Below are 14,808 nucleotides of genomic sequence, written 5' to 3'. Positions count from 1 at the left end.
GCCCGCTCGCCACAGGTTATTCGCCTGGCTGTGTTTGCAGGGTCAGCACTTCAAAGCCATCCGCCGTCACCGCCACGGTATGTTCCCACTGCGCCGACAAGCTGTTGTCCTTGGTCACCACCGTCCAGCCATCTTTCAGGCTGCGCACCTTGGAACTGCCCTGGTTGAGCATCGGTTCGATGGTAAACACCATGCCTTCGCGCAGTTCCAGCCCGGTACCGGGCCGGCCGAAGTGGAGGATTTGCGGCTCTTCATGCATCTGCTTGCCGATGCCATGGCCGCAGTATTCGCGCACCACGCTGTAGCCATTGGCCTGGGCATGGCTCTGGATCGCATGGCCGATATCACCCAGGCGTGCGCCGGGCTTGACCTGGCGGATGCCGGCCCACATCGCCTCAAAGGTCATCTCCACCAGGCGGCGTGCCTTGGGGGCGACGGTGCCGATCATGTACATCTTGCTGGAGTCGGCGATAAAGCCGCCTTTTTCCAGGGTGATGTCGATGTTGATGATGTCGCCGTCCTTGAGGATCTCATTGGCGCTGGGCATGCCATGGCACACCACCTCGTTGATCGAGGTGTTGATGGAGAACGGGTAGTCGTACTGCCCGAGGCTGGCGGGGCGGGCTTTGAGCTCGTTACGGATGAAGGCTTCGACGGCGCTGTCCAGCTCCAGGGTGGAACGGCCGGCGGCGACAAATCCGTCGAGCATGTCGAACACTTGGGCCAGCAGGCGCCCGGATTCGCGCATCACAGCCAGTTGGGCGGCGGTCTTGATCATCAGCTGCGCCCCCGGATCAGGTCGGGCTTGTCCAGCAACAGTTTGTTGATCAGCTCGTGGTAGGGCAGGCTGGGGTTCAGTTCGGCGAGCAGGCCGACCTTGATCCAGAACTCGGCCTGGGCGTTGATGGAACGGTCCATGGCCGCGCTGGCCAGGCGAAGTTGTTCGTGCAGTTGGTCGCTGATCTTGACGATGCCCATGGTGTTCTCTGTGAAGGATGGATATACAAAGCGTATATGGTTCGTATATCCATCGTAAACCCCCCCGAGGCTAAATGGCGCATGGCCATTGACTTGCCTGGTCACCGCCGGTTAGTTTCGTGACATGACATTTCAAACCTTCCGCAGCCAGCCAAGCATTATTTCCGCCATTCCTCATCTGGCGGGATAGCACACGGCTGCACCCAAACCCGCCTTAGAGGCGGGTTTTGTTTTTCCGTCTCCAAGGCCCTTAAAAACCAGGAGACACCCATGAGCACGTGCCCCGTCCCCCACACCGCTGATACGGCATTGCTTGAACACTATGTGAAGAAGATCCTCGCCGCGCCGGTCTATGACCTGGCGGTGCGTACGCCCCTGCACGCCGCGCCGGCGTTGTCGGCAGTGCTGGGCAACCAGGTGCTGCTCAAGCGCGAAGACCTGCAACCGACCTTTTCCTTCAAGATTCGCGGCGCCTACAACAAGTTGGTGCAGCTCACCGCCGAGCAAAAGGCGCGTGGTGTGGTGACGGCGTCGGCAGGTAACCATGCGCAAGGCGTGGCACTGGCGGCGAAGGAGTTGGGGATCCAGGCGCGGATCGTCATGCCGTGCAGCACTCCCGAGTTGAAGGTGCTGGGCGTGCGCTCCCGAGGCGCCGAAGCGGTGCTGCACGGCGAGAGCTTCCCATTTGCCCTGGCCCATGCGCTGCAGTTGGCCGAGACATCCGGGTGCACGTTCGTGTCGCCTTTCGATGACCCGGATGTGATCGCTGGCCAAGGCACGGTCGCCATGGAGATCCTGCGCCAGCAACAGGGCCCGCTGGACGCGATCTTCGTGCCGGTGGGCGGCGGCGGCCTGATCGCCGGCATTGCCGCCTACGTCAAATACCTGCGGCCCGAGGTGCGCATCATCGGGGTCGAGCCCGAAGGCTCCAGTTGCCTGCTCGCCGCACTGCAGGCCGGGGAACGGGTGGTGTTGCCCAGTGTCGACGGGTTCGCCGATGGCACCGCAGTCGCGCAGATCGGCGCCTATGGCTTTGAGATCTGCCGCGATTGGGTCGACGAAGTGATCACCGTCAGCAATGACGAACTGTGCAGCGCGATGAAGTTGATCTACGACGATACACGTTCCATCACCGAGCCCTCCGGTGCGCTGGCGGTGGCGGGGGTTCGCAAGTATGTGGCCAGTCGTGGGGTCAGTGGGCAGACCTTGGTCGCAGTTAATTCAGGCGCCAATATCAACTTTGATAGTTTGCGATATGTTGCTGAAAGAGTGGCGGCACAAGCTGCAGTTTAATTCGAAGCGTGGGGTTAAACGATTAATCGAAGCGGTTCGACGATGATTTAACGGGGGTGACCTAAGCTGTATAAATTCCTACATTGCTTATGAGGAAAAGTTACAACAAAAACGGAATTTGCCGAGTAGGCTGGTAAGGGTAAGCGTCTTCCAGGGTTGGCAAGACGTAGCAGGCAAGCGCCTGCAGACCTACAACAATCGATTGGCAAGTCTCAGACAAGGAGAGGTTGGCCATGCTTTCGGAATTAGAACTTCGCAGCATTATTGAAGGAAGTTTCCTGCCTAAACGGTGCGAATGCACCAAAGCCGAAGATGCTTCGCTGACGATCAAGGTCTATGACGACCGCGACCGTGACCGGGTGGATTTGGAGGTCAAAGGTATAAATGCTGACAAACTCGACAGCAGTCGAGCTATTTGCAACCTTATCACCGGGTTGCGTGAAGACCTCAAGCACAGCCATGCACCTGCCCAGCAAAGGGCTGGAGGGCGCGGTTACTACTGATCGTTGGTTATGAACGGTGGGCCTGGTAAATGCCAGGCCCAATGCTGTGTATGTTTGCCCATCAATTCTGGAAATCGCAGGCTTCGGACATTTTCCGGTAGCTCACGTCTTCCACTTTGCCCGCCTTGTCCAGGAACTTGATATCCGCCTTGATGACTTTGCAGTCGTTGGTTGGGGGTTCGTTCATGGCCAGGACCTTGGCAATGTTCATCGGCATGCCGTAATGATAAGGCACGGGTTTGACCGCCGGTGTTTGATCGTCAGCCTGGGCCAGGCCCGACACTGCTGCCAGCGCCAGGGCGCTGCCGAGCATTAAGGTGTGCAGTTTCATGGTGGTGCTCCGCAAGTGAGTAGAACTTCACTCTCGACTTGCGGGATTAACCATCGATTAATGTTTTCCTGGCTGACAAAACCTTCATCCAAGCTGCTGGCGATACGGCAGGTCCGGCCCGGTCTTGCCGCACGTCAGTGCCGCAGCGCGGATGGCAAAACCGAGCATGGCGTCGATCTGCACGCGGGTCAGTTGTTGCAGGCCTTCCACCGAGTCCAGCTGTTGCTCGGTCAGCCAGGCAATCAACGCGGCCTGGAAGGTATCCCCGGCACCCACGGTATCCGCCATCACCACGCTCTGTGCCGGTTGCGACCAGGTGCCATGCTGACGGCTGAACACACTGGCGCCATCGCCGCCACGGGTGAGGAACACCAGTTGGCAACGGTGCTGCAGCCAGCCTTGCAGCACGCTTTCCGGCGACTGGCCGGGGTAGAGCAGGTGCAGGTCTTCGTCGCTGACCTTGATCAGGTCGGCATGCTTGGCCAACTCGGCCACACGGTCGCGCCACAGCTGGATATCCGGCTGCGGATTAAGGCGCACGTTGGGGTCGAGGCTGATCAGGCGCTTGCCGCTTTCGCGTTTGACCAGGTTCAGCAGGGTGTCGCCGATCGGTTGCACTACCAGCGAAAACGAGCCGATATGCAGGCCGCGAATATCAGACCCCAGTTCCGGCAGGTGGGCGACTTCCAGCAGTCGGTCGGCGCAGCCTTCACCCCGGAAGTTGTACTGCGGTGAACCATCGGCGCCCACGGCGACCATCGACAAGGTCGTCGGCGCGGCGAACTCCACCAGGAACTGCTCGCTGACGCCTTCATCTTTCAGCACCTGCAACAAGCGCCGGCCGAGGAAGTCGGTGGACAGGCCGCCGAACAACCCGGCCTCGATGCCCAGGCGGCGCAAACCCACCGCGACGTTGAACGGTGAGCCACCGGCAATCGCCTTGTAATTGACCTTGGAGGCTTGCCCGCTGGCATCTTCCTCACTGAAAAAATCAAACAGCGCTTCACCACACACCAAATACATAGTCGTTCGCTCTTAAAGGGTTGCCACGTGCTGTTGATAGCGCTCGTAAGCCAGTTGATAGGCGCTGACACTGGCCGCCACCGGCAGGGTCCGGCTGGCCGGGTCGACGCTCACGCATTTGTCGCACAGGCTGGCCAGGGATTCGCCGGACTGGCTCCACGCCGCCTGGATCGCCGCGCCCAGGGCGGCGGCTTCGCTTTGTTCGGTGCAGATCACTTCGGTGTTCATGATATCGGCGACCATCTGCCGCCACACCGGGCTTTTCGAGCCGCCGCCGATCAGGCGGATGCTCTGGCTTTGCAGGCCGGTCTGGCGCAGCAGGTCGAGGCCATAGCGCAGGCCGAAGGTGGTGCCTTCGACCACGGCCCGGCACAAGTTGGCACGGGTCAGGTTGGTCATGGTCAGCCCATGCAGGCTGCCGGTGGCGTGGGGCAGGGCGGGCACGCGTTCGCCGTTGAGGAACGGCAGCATGCTCACGCCATCGGCGCCAATCGGGGCTTGCTCGACCAGCGTGTTGAAGGCGTTGAGGTCCAATTCAAACAGCTCGCGAATCACCCCGGTGGCGTTGGTCAGGTTCATCGTGCAGATCAACGGCAACCAGCCGCCGCTGGACGAGCAGAACGTGGCGACCGATGCCTGCGGGCTCACGTTGGGCTGGTCGGCGAAGGCATATACGGTGCCGGACGAGCCCAGGCTCATGGTGATCACGCCGGGGGCGATATTGCCGGTGCCGATGGCGCCCATCATGTTGTCGCCGCCGCCGCTGGACACCATGGCCTTGGGGTTGATGCCCAGGCGTTCGGCGATGGCCGGCAGGATGCTGCCCACGGTTTGATCGGCTTCGATCAACGCCGGCAACGCCGCTTCGAGGCGGCCGCTGGGATCGATGTGTTTGAGCAGCGCCACATCCCAGGCGCGAGTGCGCACGTTGAAGTAGCCGGTGCCCGAGGCATCGCCGTATTCGGCGACGGCGCGGCCGGTAAGCCAGTAGTTGAGGTAGTCGTGGGGCAGCAGGACATGGGCGATGCGCGCGAAGATGTCCGGGTGCTGCTCAAGGGTCCACAGCAGTTTCGACACGGTGTAGCCCGGCGCAATCGCCACGCCCAGGCGTTCCAGCGAACCGCTCTCGCCGCCCAGGTAGGCCAGCAGGCGCTCGTTCTCCGGTGCGGTTTCGGTGTCGCACCACAGCTTGGCCGGGCGCAGCACCTGGCCGCTGTCATCCAGCAACACCAGGCCGTGCTGCTGGCCGGACACGCCGATGCCGAGGATGTCCTGGCCGTCCACGCCGGCCTGTTGCAAGGCGCGGTGGGTGGCTTCGGTAAAGGCATCCAGCCATTCCTGGGTGTGCTGCTCGCGCCGGCCATTGGCGCCGCTGATCAGGGTGTGCGCGGCGGCGCCCAGGCCCAGCACCTTGCCGCTGGACGCGTCGAGGACGATGGCCTTGGTGCCTTGGGTGCCGCAGTCGATGCCGAGGAACAGGTTTTGCTGGGTCATGAGGGTGTGCTCAGCGGTGTTATTTTTTTGGATTGGCAGCCCGGTCCAGTGTGGGAGGGGGCTTGCCCCCGATGGCAGTGGGTCAGTGAAGGATATTTGCCTGACACACCCTCATCGGGGGCAAGCCCCCTCCCACATTTAAGCCGGTTTCTTCAGGAGGTTCTGTAGGGTTTCGGTGACGCCGTTATCACGCAAGCTCCCATAGCAACGCTCGAACGCTGCCACAAACTCAGGCGAGTTGGGAATAGCTATCCCGAAAATCTCTTCCACCCCCAGCAATCGCTGGCTGATCAGTGCATCGTCACTCACCAGCCCCTGGCAGAACGCCGCGCGCGGATCGGGGATCGTGTAGCTCACGCCATTCTCATCCACGCCCTTCAAATACAAGGCCCAGGCCGCGACCACCAGCGCCGCGCGCTCGGTCTCGCGCCCATCGGCAATCAGGCGATTGATGGTCGGCACGGTGAACTTGGGAAACTTCGACGAGCCATCCGAACACACCCGTTCCAACTGGTCGGCAATCGCCTGGTTGGAGAAGCGGTCCACCAGGGTCTGCTTGTAGTCGGTCAGGTCGATGCCCGGAACCGGCGCGAGGTTTGGCGTGACGTCGAGGTCCATGTAGGCGCGCATGTAAGCCACGAACAGCGGGTCGTTCATGGTCTCGTGTACAAACCGATAGCCCTTGAGAAACCCCAGGTAGGTCAGGGCGAGGTGGCTGCCGTTGAGCAAGCCGATCTTCATTTCTTCATAGGGTGTCACATCGTCGGTGAACTGCACGCCGACCTTTTCCCATGCCGGGCGGCCGTTGACGAACTTGTCTTCCAGCACCCATTGCACAAAGGGTTCGCAGACAACTGGCCAGGCATCGTCGATGCCGTGTTCATCGTGCAGTTGCAGGCGGTGGGCAGTGCTGGTCATCGGCGTGATGCGGTCGACCATGGCGTTCGGGAAGCTCACATTGGCCTTGATCCAGTCATGCAGCTCGGCATTGTGCAGGGCGGCGAAGGCCAGCAGTGCCTTGCGCGTGACGGCGCCGTTGTGCGGCAGGTTATCGCAGGACATCACGGTAAACGCCGGGATGCCGGCCGCGCGGCGCTGGGTCAATGCCGCACAGATAAAGCCAAACACGGTTTTCGGCGCACCGGGGTGCGCCAGGTCATGCTGGATCTGCGGCAGGTGGGCCATGAACTCGCCGTTGCTGTCGTCGATGCAGTAGCCGCCTTCGGTGATGGTCAGCGAGACGATGCGAATCTCGGGGCTGGCCAGTTTATCGATCAATGCCTGGGCGCTGTCTTCGGCCAGCAGCATGTCGCTGATCGAGCCGATCACGCGCACTTCGGTGTCGTCGGTGTCGCCCAGTTCGTACAGGGTGAACAAGTAGTCCTGGCCGGCCAGGTCGTCGCGGGCCTTGCGGTCCTCGGCGCGCAGGCCAACGCCGCAGATGCTCCAGTCCAGGCCCTCGCCGGTATTCATCAGCGCATCGGTGTAATACGCCTGGTGCGCGCGGTGGAAGCCGCCGACGCCGATATGGGCGATGCCCTGGGAGGTACTCGCAATGGCGTAGGCCGGCAGTTTGACTTCCGGCCGCAGCTGGGTGAGGTTCTGTTTATTCAGTTTCATCACAAATCTCGCAAATCAGGCGGCGGCGCGCAGTGGACGGGCCACGGCAACACCGTCGGTGTCGAACAGATGGCAGTGCGCCGGGTCCAGGTGCAGGTGCAGCGTTTCGCCATACTGGCTGGCCATGTCGCCGCGAATCCGCATGGTCAGCGGCTCGCCGTTCGAGGTGATGACGTGGCAGAAGGTGTCGCTGCCCAGGCGCTCGCCGACGTCGGCGGTGACGGTCAAGGTGGTCTGCCCAGGCGACGCGATTTCCAGGTGCTCCGGACGAATGCCCAGGGTCACCGCGCTGCCCACGCTCAAGCTGGCGCCGCTCAGCGGCAGGCTGATCAGGGTGCCGGCGTCCAGCTGCACCTCACAGCCCTGGCCTTCGACGCGGGTGACCTTGCCCTTGAGGAAGCCCATTTTCGGCGTGCCGAGAAAACCCGCCACAAACAGGTTGGCCGGCTGGTGGTACAGCTCCAGTGGCGAGCCGACCTGCTCGATGCGGCCGCTGTTGAGCACCACTACCTTGTCGGCCAGGGTCATGGCTTCAACCTGGTCATGGGTCACGTAGATCATGGTCGCTTGCAGCTCTTTGTGCAGGCGCGCCAGTTCCAGGCGCATCTGTACGCGCAGGGCGGCGTCGAGGTTGGACAGCGGTTCGTCGAACAGGAAGATCTTCGGGTTGCGCACAATCGCCCGACCGATCGCCACGCGCTGGCGCTGGCCACCGGAGAGTTGCTTGGGCTTGCGCTCCAGCAGCGGGCCCAGTTCGAGAATACGTGCGGCTTCGTTGACCTTGCTTTCCACCAGCTTCTTGTCGACACCGGCCAGGTCCAGGGCAAACGACATGTTCTTGCGCACGCTCATGTGCGGGTACAGGGCGTAGGTCTGGAACACCATGGCCAGGTCGCGTTTGGCCGGCGTGACTTCGGTGATGTCGCGGCCATCCAGTTCGATGGTGCCTTCGCTCACTTCCTCTAGGCCGGCAATCAGGCGCAGCAGGGTGGATTTACCGCAGCCCGACGGGCCAACGAAGACCACGAATTCCTTGTCATTCACTTCCAGGTCGATGCCCTTGATGATCGAGAAGCCTTCGAAGCCTTTTTGCAGATTCTTGATTTTCAGGTTGGCCATGGGATGGGCCTCCTTTTGAATTTTTATAGGAAACCGTTATTTCACGGCGCCGAAGGACAAACCGCGCACCAGCTGTTTCTGGCTGATCCAGCCAAAGATCAGGATCGGCGCGCAGGCCAGGGTCGAGACGGCAGACAATTTGGCCCAGAACAAGCCTTCGGGGCTGGAGTAGGAGGCGATCAGTGCGGTCAAGGGCGCGGCGTTGGACGAGGTCAGGTTCAACGACCAGAAGGCCTCGTTCCAGCACAGGATCAGCGACAGCAACACCGTGGAGGCCAGGCCGCCCTTGGCGATCGGCAGCAGCACCCGGACCATTTCCTGCCACAGCGTGGCGCCGTCCAGGCGCGCGGCTTCGAGGATGTCCTTGGGGATGTCCTTGAAGTAGGTGTAAACCATCCAGACCACGATCGGCAGGTTAATCAGGGTGTAGATGATGATCAGCGCGATGCGCGTGTCCAGCAGGCCAAAGCTCTTGGCCAGCAGGTAGATCGGCATCAGCACGCCCACCGGTGGCAGCATCTTGGTGGACAGCATCCACAGCAGCGTGCTTTTGGTGCGTTTGGTTTCGTAGAACGCCATGGAGTAGGCGGCCGGCACCGAGATCAGCAGGCACAGGGCGGTGGCGCTGAATGAAATCAGCACCGAATTCCAGGCATAGCTGAAGTAGTTGCTGCGCTCATTGATGTGCAGGTAGTTCTCCAGCGTCGGCGTGAAGATAAACTGCGGCGGCGTGGCGAACGCGTCGATTTCGGTCTTGAAGCTGGTCAGCACCATCCAGAAGATCGGGAAGAAGATCAGGATCGCGATGGCCCAGGCCAGGGTGCCGAGCAACAGGCTTTGCAGGCGGCGGGATTGTTGAAGCGTCATGGCGCGGCCCTCAAGGCTTGTCAGTCAGGTTTTTGCCGATCATCCGCACCAGGATGATCGCCGCGATATTGGCGATGACCACGGCAATCAAGCCGCCGGCCGAGGCCATGCCCACGTCGAACTGCACCAACGCCTGGTTGTAGATCAGGTAGGCGAGGTTGGTCGACGCGTAGCCGGGGCCACCGTTGGTGGTGGTGAAGATTTCGGCGAACACCGAGAGCAGGAAGATCGTTTCGATCATCACCACCACGGCAATCGGGCGGGCCAGGTGGGGCAGGGTCAGGTGCCAGAAAATCGCGATGGCGCCGGCACCGTCCAGGCGCGCAGCTTCCTTTTGTTCCTGGTCGAGGGACTGCATGGCGGTCATCAGCAACAGGATGGCGAACGGCAGCCATTGCCACGACACAATGATGATGATCGACAGCAGCGGGTAGTGCGCCAGCCAGTCCACCGGCTCGGCGCCGAAGAACTTCCACACGGCGGCGAGAATCCCCGACACCGGGTGGAAAATCAGGTTCTTCCAGATCAGCGCACCGACGGTGGGCATGATGAAGAACGGCGAAATCAACAGCACCCGGACGATGCCCCGCCCGAGGAACTCACTGGCCTCCAGCAGGGCACTGATCAACACGCCGAATACCACGCTGATCAGCAGCACGCTGCCCACCAGCAACAACGTATTGGTGGCGCCGGGCAGGAAACCCGAGTCGGTGATGAAGTAAGTGAAGTTCTCCAGCCCGACGAATTGGTTTTCACCGGGGTAAAGCAGGTTGTAGCGGATCAGTGAAAAGTACAGGGTCATGCCCAGCGGCACGATCATCCACAGCAGCAGCATGGCAACCGAGGGCGTGACGAGGAACCAGCCGGGGTTGGCCAGGCGGTTTTTGGGTGGTGTATTCATGATAATCAAGACCAGTGCGGAGCAAGGATCGGAGTGCGGTCAGTGTGGGAGGGGGCTTGCCCCCGATAGCGGTGTATCAGTCACAAAATCAGCAACTGGTAGATTGCTATCGGGGGCAAGCCCCCTCCCACACTGAACTGTGGTGAGGCCCCGGTTACTTGGGGTAACCGGCCCGCTTCATTTCACGCTCGGTGGTGGTCTGCGCGGCGGTCAGTGCAGCATCGACCGTTTGCTGGCCGGTCAGCGCGCCGGAGAAGAACTTGCCGACCTGGGTTCCGATCGCCTGGAACTCAGGAATGGTCACCAGCTGGATACCGATATACGGCACCGGCTTGAGGGTCGGTTTGGTCGGGTCGGCGACTTTCAGCGATTCCAGGGTCACCTTGGCGAACGGTGCAGCCTTCATGTACTCGTCGCTGTAGGTCGACTTGCGCGTACCTGGCGGCACATTGGCTACGCCGTCGGTCTTGGCGACCAATGCGCCATATTCCTTGGAGGTGGCCCAACTGGTGAACACCTTGGCGGCGTCCTTGGCCTTGGAGCTGGTCGGGATCGCCAGGCTCCAGGAGTACAGCCACGACGTGCCTTTGTCGGTTTTTTCGTGCGGGGCAAAGGTGAAACCGACATGGTCAGCCACTTTGCTTTGGGTCTTGTCGGTGACGAACGAGCCGGCGACGCTGGCATCGACCCAGATCGCGCACTTGCCGCTGTTGAACAGCGCCAGGTTCTCGTTGAAACCGTTGCTGGAAGCACCGGGCGGGCCGGATTTCTTCATGTTGTCGACGTAGAAGTTCAGCGCGTCCTTCCACTCGGGGCCGTTGAATTCCGGCTGCCATTTCTCATCGAACCAGCGCGCGCCGTAGCCGTTGGCCAGGGTGGTGATCAGCGCCATGTTTTCACCCCAGCCGGCTTTACCACGCAGGCACAGGCCGTATTGCTCTTTGCTCTTGTCGGTGAGTTTGGCCGCGAATTCGCCGATCTGGCTCCAGGTCGGGTGCTCGGGCATGCTCAGCCCGGCGTTCTTGAACAGGTCGGTGCGGTAATAGGTGATCGAGCTTTCAGCGTAGAACGGCAGGGCGTACAGCGAGCCCTTGACGGACAAACCGTCACGCACGGAAGGGAATACGTCGTCGAGGTCGTAGGAAGCCGGCAAGTCCTTCATCGGTTCGAGCCAACCCTTGGCGCCCCAGAGTGCGGCTTCGTACATGCCGATGGTCAACACATCGAACTGCCCGCCCTGGGTGGCGATGTCGGTGGTCAGGCGCTGGCGCAGTACGTTTTCTTCGAGCACCACCCAGTTCAGCTTGATCTCCGGATGCTCGGCCTCGAAGGTTTTCGAGAGCTTCTGCATGCGGATCATGTCGCTGTTGTTGACGGTGGCAATGGTCAGGGTTTGCGCGCCAAGGCTGACGGCGCTGAGGGTCATACAGGTACAGGCAAGCAGAGCTTTTGCTGTGAACTTCATCGCGCACTCCATTTCCGCGCCCAGAGGCTACAGAAGGACAGTTATTGTTGTTGTGTCTTCCTACGAGCAGTCAGGAAGAGTGTGCGTTGATTACAGCCTTCAAACGGGGCTGTGACAAATCCTTGGGAACACTTGGACTGATACTTTTTTGCACTCGAGGATCGTGTCCACTACGTGGGCGCGATCACCATTAGGCCAGGTTCTGCTCGGTCAAGCGCTGTACCGCCAGGCGGCGGTAGTGAGAGGGTGTCATGCCCTTGAGCTGCTGAAATCGCCGGTTGAAATTGGAGATGTTGTTGAAGCCCGATTCAAAACACACATCCGTCACGGCCTTGTCGCCATCGGCCAGCAGCTCGCAGGACTTGCTGATGCGCAGCCGGTTTACAAACTCGATAAATGTGCGCCCGGTCGCCTGCTTGAACACCCGGGAAAAGTACGTCGGCTTCATCCCCAGGTGTTCCGCCACTTCCTCCAGGGGCAACTCGCGCGCGTAGTGGGCGAAAATGTAGTCCACCGCGCGGTTGGTGCGGTCGATACTGTGTTCATCGGCCAGTTGCGGCGTGGTCACACCGGACAGCAGGTGGTAGTCCTCACAGCTACTCAGCACTTCCAGCAAGATAAAGAAGTGCCCCAGGCGCGCCATGCCCTGGGCGTCTTCGATACGTTGCATCAGGGTCATGGCCTGGGCGATGGTTTTTTTGCAGCGGAACTCGATGCCGTATTGAGCGCGCTCCAGCAACGGTGTCAGCATTTTCAGTTCGGTAAAAATGTGGCTGCCCTGCTCGAACAGCTCATCGGTGAAGTTCACCAGCATGTCGCGCTTGGGCACCACTTCGTCTTCCTCCACCTGGCTGATCCAGTTGTGGGGCAGGTTGGGGCCGGTAAGAAACAGGCTTTCGGGGTAGAAGTTGCCGATGTAGTCGCCAATAAACACCTTGCCCGAGCTGGCGACGATCAGGTGCAGTTCGTATTCCTTGTGGAAATGCCAGCGCACCAGCGGGCAGGGGAAACCATGCTGGCGATAGATGATGGACAGACCGTTGTGATCGTCCATCAGCTCGTAGGAAGGGTCGGTGATTCGCGTTGCTCGGGTCATGCTGCCGTCGCTTTATTGTGGTTGCTGCTTGGGATAATGCCCCCTCGCGCACGACCTCGCCAGCACCGGCGTTTACACGGTCCGGTTTTTTGCCTCGATCCATTGGGACATGTACTGCGTACTTTTATGGGCGTGGTGGCGCAGCATGCTGCCCGTGAAGTTGTCCCGACGATGGGCGGCGAGATGGCTGCGGCAGCGTTCCAGGCTCTCCACCAACGCGGGACCATGCACGTTTTGGTCATAGCGGCGCGCCAGCAGCTGACGGCCGTGCTCCTGGGCCTGGGTCCAACGCTCGCGGTCCTGGTACAAACTCACCGCGGCAGCGGCCAGGGCGGCGGCGCTCGGTTCGATCACGCCAGGCCAGGGCTGTTCATCGCCCATGGCCTCGGCACCCACCGGCGTGGTGATGTTGGGCGTGCCGCACAGCATCGCATCGGCCAACTTGCCCTTGATGCCCGCGCCAAAGCGCAAGGGCGCCAGGCAGATACGCGCAGCGGTCATCACTTGCAGGGCATCCTCGGCCCAGTTCATCACGTGAAAGCCTTGCGCCGGGTTATGCAGTGCGGTGGCCTTGGGCGGGGTGTAGGCACCATAGATATGCAGTTGGGCGCCCGGCAGTTGCTGGCGAATCAGCGGCCAGAGGCTGTTCTTCATCCACAGCACGGCGTCCCAGTTCGGCGCGTGGCGGAAGTTGCCGATGCTGAGGAAGTGCGCACGTTCTTCGAACGGTACGAAGGCGTCGGTTGGCGGCGTCATCATCAGCGGGCACCAGTGGAGCAGGGCGGCCGGCACCTTGAACTGTTCGGTGAGCAGGCGGATTTCCACGTCGGAGATCATCAGGCTGATGTCGCAGCGGTAGATCGCGGCGATTTCGCGTTTGGCCAGGTCGGTGTCGGCCATCAGTTGGAATTCTTCCTCCAGGGCCGGGGCGAACAGCGCAGTGAAGTCGTCGCTGCCCGGATGGGCCTTGAGGTGCTCCTTGAGACGCTGGTGACGGGCGTCGCGCAGGCTTTGCAGGTCGGCGGTTTCCAGCACGCGCAGGGCGTCGGGGCAGCATTTCTCCACGCGCCAGCCAAACTGCTCTTCCATCATGAAACGGTCGAACAGCACGATGTCCGGGGCCAGTTCGCGGATAAAATCGTCGAAACTGCTGTTATTGAGCTCAATCGCGCATTCGGCGATGCCCAGCGCAGGCAGGTCGGCCTTGTGCTCGCCCAGCGCTGCGGGGCTGCTGAAGGTAATGTCCCAACCTTGCGTAAGAAACGTTTCGAGGATCTGCATCATGTGCCCGCCCGCGGCCGAGGAACGCGGCTCCGGCCAGACATAACCAATGACCAGGACTTTGGTGGCGGGCTGATTCATCAACAACGGTTTCCTTGGAGGCAGGCGCAAAGCGCGCAATTAAACCACAACCGCGTGGCATGACAATTTGTGTCTGGCGGTAGGTAGCCACGGCACTTTGTGGTTAACTTCCGCCTCTCGAATTCGTTTAACCAAAACCCAGCATAAGGATTCTGTTCATGGCTCAAGTCACCCTTCGTGGGAACCCTGTCCAGGTTGAAGGCGAATTGCCGAAAGTCGGCTCTGAAGCTGCAGACTTCACCCTGACCGCCGGCGATCTGTCGGATGCAACCCTGGCTACCTTTGCCGGCAAGCGCAAAGTGCTGAATATCTTCCCAAGCGTCGACACCCCGACCTGCGCGACTTCGGTACGCAAGTTCAACGCCCAGGCCAACGAGCTGAACAACGCCGTTGTGCTGTGCATCTCCACCGACCTGCCATTCGCCCAGGCGCGTTTCTGCGGCGCCGAAGGCCTGGAAAACGTGAAGAACCTGTCGGACTTCCGTGACCCTGGTTTCGCAGTCGATTACGGCGTGGCAATTACTGATGGCCCACTCAAAGGCCTGACCGCCCGTGCTGTCGTGGTACTGGACGAAAACAACAATGTGCTGCACAGCGAACTGGTTTCGGAAATCGGCCAAGAGCCGAACTACGAAGCGGCCCTGGCTGTTTTGAAGTAACTGTTTCGGCGCATTACTGTCGTTTTGCAGTAACACGTTCGATACATGATTGCGGCCTGGCCTAGTCCAGGCCGTTTTTATTTGCATGTCAGGCGCT

The 14,808-nt window shown here is 60.9% G+C and carries 15 protein-coding genes; 3 read left to right on the top strand and 12 right to left on the bottom strand.

Annotation, left to right across the window (positions count from 1 at the left end; translation table 11 throughout):
- Window positions 1–16 precede the first annotated feature (16 nt).
- On the bottom strand, window positions 17–778 hold the full coding sequence (map, locus tag ACHPFG_RS17470) for a type I methionyl aminopeptidase (RefSeq protein ID WP_431699958.1): 762 nt from the start codon (window positions 776–778) through the stop codon (window positions 17–19).
- Window positions 778–978, bottom strand: coding sequence for a ParD-like family protein (locus ACHPFG_RS17465; protein WP_027606410.1), 201 nt, complete (start codon window positions 976–978; stop codon window positions 778–780). Before ACHPFG_RS17465 ends, map begins: the two co-directional genes overlap by 1 nt.
- Before the next feature lie 270 nt (window positions 979–1,248).
- Between ACHPFG_RS17465 and ilvA the strand changes: the two genes are divergently transcribed.
- Together ilvA and ACHPFG_RS17455 are read left to right on the top strand one after the other, a co-directional pair.
- Window positions 1,249–2,271 (top strand): threonine ammonia-lyase, biosynthetic, encoded by a 1,023-nt coding sequence (gene ilvA, locus ACHPFG_RS17460; protein ID WP_431699957.1) that lies wholly within the window; start codon window positions 1,249–1,251, stop codon window positions 2,269–2,271.
- 233 nt (window positions 2,272–2,504) lie between these two features.
- Window positions 2,505–2,774, top strand: a complete 270-nt coding sequence (locus ACHPFG_RS17455) for a DUF1652 domain-containing protein (protein WP_145337315.1) — start codon at window positions 2,505–2,507, stop codon at window positions 2,772–2,774.
- 61 nt (window positions 2,775–2,835) lie between these two features.
- Here the strand turns inward: ACHPFG_RS17455 and ACHPFG_RS17450 are convergent, their stop codons facing one another.
- From ACHPFG_RS17450 to ACHPFG_RS17405, 10 genes are all read right to left on the bottom strand, one after another.
- Window positions 2,836–3,105, bottom strand: a complete 270-nt coding sequence (locus ACHPFG_RS17450) for a DUF2790 domain-containing protein (protein WP_431699956.1) — start codon at window positions 3,103–3,105, stop codon at window positions 2,836–2,838.
- Window positions 3,106–3,189: 84 nt separating this feature from the next.
- Window positions 3,190–4,128 (bottom strand): carbohydrate kinase family protein, encoded by a 939-nt coding sequence (locus ACHPFG_RS17445; protein ID WP_167655499.1) that lies wholly within the window; start codon window positions 4,126–4,128, stop codon window positions 3,190–3,192.
- A gap of 12 nt (window positions 4,129–4,140) precedes the next feature.
- The gene (gene xylB / locus ACHPFG_RS17440) at window positions 4,141–5,622 is read right to left on the bottom strand and encodes a xylulokinase (RefSeq protein ID WP_431699955.1); all 1,482 of its coding nucleotides are present in this window, start codon (window positions 5,620–5,622) and stop codon (window positions 4,141–4,143) included.
- Between the two features lie 138 nt (window positions 5,623–5,760).
- A complete protein-coding gene (locus tag ACHPFG_RS17435) occupies window positions 5,761–7,242 on the bottom strand; it encodes a mannitol dehydrogenase family protein (protein WP_431699954.1) in 1,482 nt (493 codons plus the stop codon).
- Window positions 7,243–7,257: 15 nt separating this feature from the next.
- On the bottom strand, window positions 7,258–8,361 hold the full coding sequence (locus ACHPFG_RS17430; RefSeq protein WP_090405114.1) for an ABC transporter ATP-binding protein: 1,104 nt from the start codon (window positions 8,359–8,361) through the stop codon (window positions 7,258–7,260).
- A gap of 36 nt (window positions 8,362–8,397) precedes the next feature.
- A complete protein-coding gene (locus ACHPFG_RS17425; protein WP_027606403.1) occupies window positions 8,398–9,228 on the bottom strand; it encodes a carbohydrate ABC transporter permease in 831 nt (276 codons plus the stop codon).
- Between the two features lie 10 nt (window positions 9,229–9,238).
- Window positions 9,239–10,129, bottom strand: a complete 891-nt coding sequence (locus ACHPFG_RS17420; protein ID WP_184745764.1) for a carbohydrate ABC transporter permease — start codon at window positions 10,127–10,129, stop codon at window positions 9,239–9,241.
- 154 nt (window positions 10,130–10,283) lie between these two features.
- Entirely contained in the window at window positions 10,284–11,594 is a 1,311-nt protein-coding gene (locus ACHPFG_RS17415) for an ABC transporter substrate-binding protein (protein WP_145337318.1), read from the bottom strand.
- 190 nt (window positions 11,595–11,784) lie between these two features.
- Complete coding sequence (locus ACHPFG_RS17410) at window positions 11,785–12,690, bottom strand: helix-turn-helix domain-containing protein (RefSeq protein ID WP_431699953.1); 906 nt, start codon at window positions 12,688–12,690, stop codon at window positions 11,785–11,787.
- Between the two features lie 72 nt (window positions 12,691–12,762).
- Complete coding sequence (locus ACHPFG_RS17405) at window positions 12,763–14,052, bottom strand: glycosyltransferase (protein WP_431699952.1); 1,290 nt, start codon at window positions 14,050–14,052, stop codon at window positions 12,763–12,765.
- A gap of 158 nt (window positions 14,053–14,210) precedes the next feature.
- Here ACHPFG_RS17405 and tpx point away from each other — a divergent pair, with 158 nt between their 5' ends.
- Window positions 14,211–14,711 carry a thiol peroxidase gene (tpx, locus tag ACHPFG_RS17400; protein WP_259243836.1) on the top strand — a complete coding sequence of 167 codons (501 nt, stop codon included), beginning with the start codon at window positions 14,211–14,213 and terminating at the stop codon, window positions 14,709–14,711.
- Window positions 14,712–14,808: the final 97 nt, after the last annotated feature.

It is taken from the genome of Pseudomonas sp. BR20 (assembly GCF_050780135.1).
Classification (GTDB): Bacteria; Pseudomonadota; Gammaproteobacteria; order Pseudomonadales; family Pseudomonadaceae; genus Aquipseudomonas.
Note: the sequence above shows the minus strand (reverse complement) of the source record. Positions and strands in the feature narration are given on the sequence as shown.